We start from the raw sequence: 3,108 nt of genomic DNA, 5'->3' as shown, positions 1-3,108 counted from the left end.
GTCGGCGTCGATCCGGCGGGCTTCGCGGACAATCCCAGGGCCCTGGGGCCGGCGGGAACCGCGCATATGAGCTTGGCCGACTACGCCCGCTTCGTCGGCGCCATGATGGGCGGCGCCCCGGACTGGCTGACCGACGGGACCCGCCGTCATCTCCTGACCCCCGCCGCCGCAGCACCGCCGGCGTATGCGGCGGGCTGGGGCGTCGGGACCGCGCCGTGGGGCGGGGTCGGCGGGCCGGGGTCGACGATCACGCACAACGGCTCCAACACCATGTGGTTCGCCACGGTCCTGGCGGCGCCCGAGCGGGGCCTCGGCTTCATCGCCCTGTCCAACGACGGCGTCGCGGGGCAGCGGGCCTGCACGACCCTGGTCCGGCGGCTGGCGGAGGCTGCCGCCGCCGCGTAAGGCTGTTCCGGCATGAAGCGTGATTTCGCCGATTTCTGGAACCTGCTGTGGGAGCTGGCGCTCGGCGTCTGCGCGGCCTTCGCCCTGCTGAACCTGTTCGCCCCACAGCAGGACCTGCCGTGGAAGCCGCTCGACCTCAGCCATCCGATCGGCCAGGCGACGGCGGCCAAGGTGGCGGATTTCGTCCTGCCCGCCACCGCCGCCCCGGAAGAGACCGCCGCCGTCACCGAGGCCTGCATGCAGGTGCTGCGCGAGGCCGGGGTGCAGGTGGAGCGGGCCGAGGACCGCGACGACGGCGGCTTCTGCGTCGTCCGCGGGGCGATCCGCATCACCGGCGGAGCCGTCACCCCCCTGCCCGGAAACCCCGTCCTGCAGTGCCCGCTGGCGGTGCGCTACGTCATCTGGGAGCGGCAGGTGCTGCAGCCGGCGGCCATGCAGACCTTCGGCAGCCGGGTGGCCCGGTTGAACGACGTCGGCACCTACAGCTGCCGCCGCATCTATGGCCAGACTGACCTGAACGCCCGGCCCAGCGAGCATGCGCGGGCCAATGCGCTGGATATCGGCGGCATGACCCTGGAGGACGGGCGGCGCGTCTCGGTGCTGGAGGACTGGCCCGGAGACGGCCCGCGCGGACGGGAGGGGGCGACCTTCCTGCGGCGGCTGCGCGACGGGGCCTGCCGGGTGTTCTCGACCGTGCTGACGCCGGACTATAACGACGCCCACGCCAACCACCTGCACCTCGACGGGGCGCCGCGGTCGCTGTGCGCCACGGGGCCGTCACGCGCCCGCCTCGCCGAAACGGCGGCCAAAGCGGGTTGACCGCTCCCCAAATGCGCGAGAAAAAGTCGCCGCAGTCCGGATTTCGCGCGGCGTCCACACCCGTGCTCGCTCCTTCGCTGAATGAGCTCGTCCAGATGGGCTGACGGGCGTCCCCCGAGGGACGTCTGCCTGGAAAGCGCGTTCAGGAGACGCATTATGGCGACCGGCACGGTCAAGTGGTTCAACCCGACGAAGGGTTTCGGCTTCATCCAGCCCGATGGCGGCGGTCAGGACGTATTCGTCCACATCACCGCGGTTCAGAAGGCGGGCCTGCAGGGCCTGGATGAAAACGCCAAGGTCGAATACGAGCTGGAATCCCAGCGCGGCAAGACCTCGGCGATCGACCTGAAGCTTCTCTGAAGCCAAGGCTGACACCACGATCACAAGACGGGCGCGGCGGTCTCGACCTCCGCGCCTTTCTTTTTGATCGACGACCATTGAGCGAGGACGATCGCCGCCAGAACCACCGCCCCGCCCAGCGCCTGCACCGGCGTCAGGGTCTCGGCGAAGATGAGCCAGCCGAGCAGGGCGGCGACGACCGGCTGGATCAGGACGGTCACGGCGGTCAGGGCGGCGGGCAGCCGGCCCAGCGACCAGGCGACCCCGCCCTGCCCCACCACATGCATCAGGCCGAGGCCGGCGCAGGCGGCCCAGCCGCCCCATGAGCCGGGCAGTATCTGTTCGCCCAGCAGCAGCGCCGCCAGCAGCAGGCCCGGCGCGGCGACGGCGGTCGACCAGAGCATCACCCGCCCGGCCGAATGCCGCCCGCGCGCGGCCTTCACGGCGATAAAATAGCCCGCGTACCAGAGGGCGGTGACGGCGGCGAAGACGTCGCCCAGCGGGGGGTTGGCCCCCTGCCCGCCGTCGGCCCCCAGCGACATGGTCACCGCCCCGGCGATGGCCGCGGCGAGGGCGACGAGGAACAGGGCCTTGGGCCGGTCCTTGAACAGCCACCAGCCGACGAGGGTCACCACCACCGGCGTCAGATTGGTCAATGTGGTGGCGTTGGCCACCGAGGTGAAGGCGATCGAATAGTGCCAGAAGCCGAGGTCGAGCACGAGCATGCCGCCCGCCAGCACCATCCAGTTCGACGGCCGGCCGACGCCCTCCCCGCCCGGCCGCGCCGTCATGACCAGCAGCCACGGCAGGGCGAAGGCGAAGCGCCAGAAGCCCGCCGCCGCCGGCCCGGCGTCCGAGAGGCGGACGAGGATCGGCGCGAAGCCGAGCACCATGGCGGCGAGGATCAGCACGGTGAGGGCGGCGGCGCGGGAGGGCATGGGAGGCGTATAGCGGGGGAAGGCGCACATTTCTCCCTCCCCCGCGGGGGAGGGTGGCCGAGCCGAAGGCGAGGCCGGGTGGGGGCGCTTCGGCGAGGCAGGCGCTGGCGTATGCGTCGCCGAGCCCCTCCCACCCTGTCGTCGCTGCGCGCCGACATCCCTCCCTCGGGGAGGGAGGGAGAGGGTCAGATGACACTCCCCGCCAAAAATCGCGAAAAGCTGTCATCCCTCCCCTTTCGCCCCCTCATCCGCCGCCGCCCGCATCGCCTCCAGCCGGGCCAGTTCGATCTTCAGGTCCTCGTATTCGGGCGGCAGGTCGCGGCCGGCCATCAGGTCCTGCGCCAGGGTCAGCGCCCGTTCGCGCAGGAACATCCGCATCATCGCCTGACCGGCCTCGAACCGTTCGTCGGACTCGGCCGGGTCCTCCTCGGCCCATTGCAGGACGTCGTTGAGGCGGGCGATCTCGGTGGCGGCGCGGGCGAGGCGGACGGCGTTCAGCCCCTCGCCAGTCTTCAGCGCATGGGCGGCGCCGGCCAGGGCCCGGCGGGCGAGGTCGTCGGGCCGAATGTGCAGGGGCGCGCGCCACGCCGCCAGCACCGCCGCCTCG

5 protein-coding genes are annotated in these 3,108 nt (G+C 72.0%); 3 read left to right on the top strand and 2 right to left on the bottom strand.

What is annotated here, in order from left to right; translation table 11 throughout:
- From QQJ79_RS15145 to QQJ79_RS15135, 3 genes are all read left to right on the top strand, one after another.
- The coding region (locus QQJ79_RS15145) for a serine hydrolase (RefSeq protein ID WP_284223762.1) at window positions 1–405 on the top strand (405 nt) is incomplete at its 5' end.
- Window positions 406–417: 12 nt separating this feature from the next.
- Window positions 418–1,224 (top strand): extensin-like domain-containing protein, encoded by an 807-nt coding sequence (locus tag QQJ79_RS15140; RefSeq protein WP_284223761.1) that lies wholly within the window; start codon window positions 418–420, stop codon window positions 1,222–1,224.
- Between the two features lie 156 nt (window positions 1,225–1,380).
- Entirely contained in the window at window positions 1,381–1,584 is a 204-nt protein-coding gene (locus QQJ79_RS15135) for a cold-shock protein (protein WP_284223759.1), read from the top strand.
- Between the two features lie 20 nt (window positions 1,585–1,604).
- Here the strand turns inward: QQJ79_RS15135 and QQJ79_RS15130 are convergent, their stop codons facing one another.
- Together QQJ79_RS15130 and QQJ79_RS15125 are read right to left on the bottom strand one after the other, a co-directional pair.
- On the bottom strand, window positions 1,605–2,531 hold the full coding sequence (locus tag QQJ79_RS15130) for a DMT family transporter (protein WP_284223757.1): 927 nt from the start codon (window positions 2,529–2,531) through the stop codon (window positions 1,605–1,607).
- A gap of 192 nt (window positions 2,532–2,723) precedes the next feature.
- Window positions 2,724–3,108: hypothetical protein (locus QQJ79_RS15125; RefSeq protein WP_284223756.1), on the bottom strand; the 385-nt coding region annotated here is incomplete at its 5' end.

It is taken from the genome of Brevundimonas denitrificans, from assembly GCF_030160755.1.
GTDB lineage: Bacteria > Pseudomonadota > Alphaproteobacteria > Caulobacterales > Caulobacteraceae > Brevundimonas > Brevundimonas denitrificans.
Note: the sequence above shows the minus strand (reverse complement) of the source record. Positions and strands in the feature narration are given on the sequence as shown.

What these genes read in the sequence shown, in the direction of transcription:
- QQJ79_RS15135 (WP_284223759.1), top strand. Translation starts at nt 1,381, where the DNA reads ATGGCGACCGGCACGGTCAAGTGGTTCAACCCGACGAAGGGTTTCGGC.
- QQJ79_RS15140 (WP_284223761.1), top strand. Translation starts at nt 418, where the DNA reads ATGAAGCGTGATTTCGCCGATTTCTGGAACCTGCTGTGGGAGCTGGCG.
- QQJ79_RS15130 (WP_284223757.1), bottom strand. Translation starts at nt 2,531, where the DNA reads ATGTGCGCCTTCCCCCGCTATACGCCTCCCATGCCCTCCCGCGCCGCC.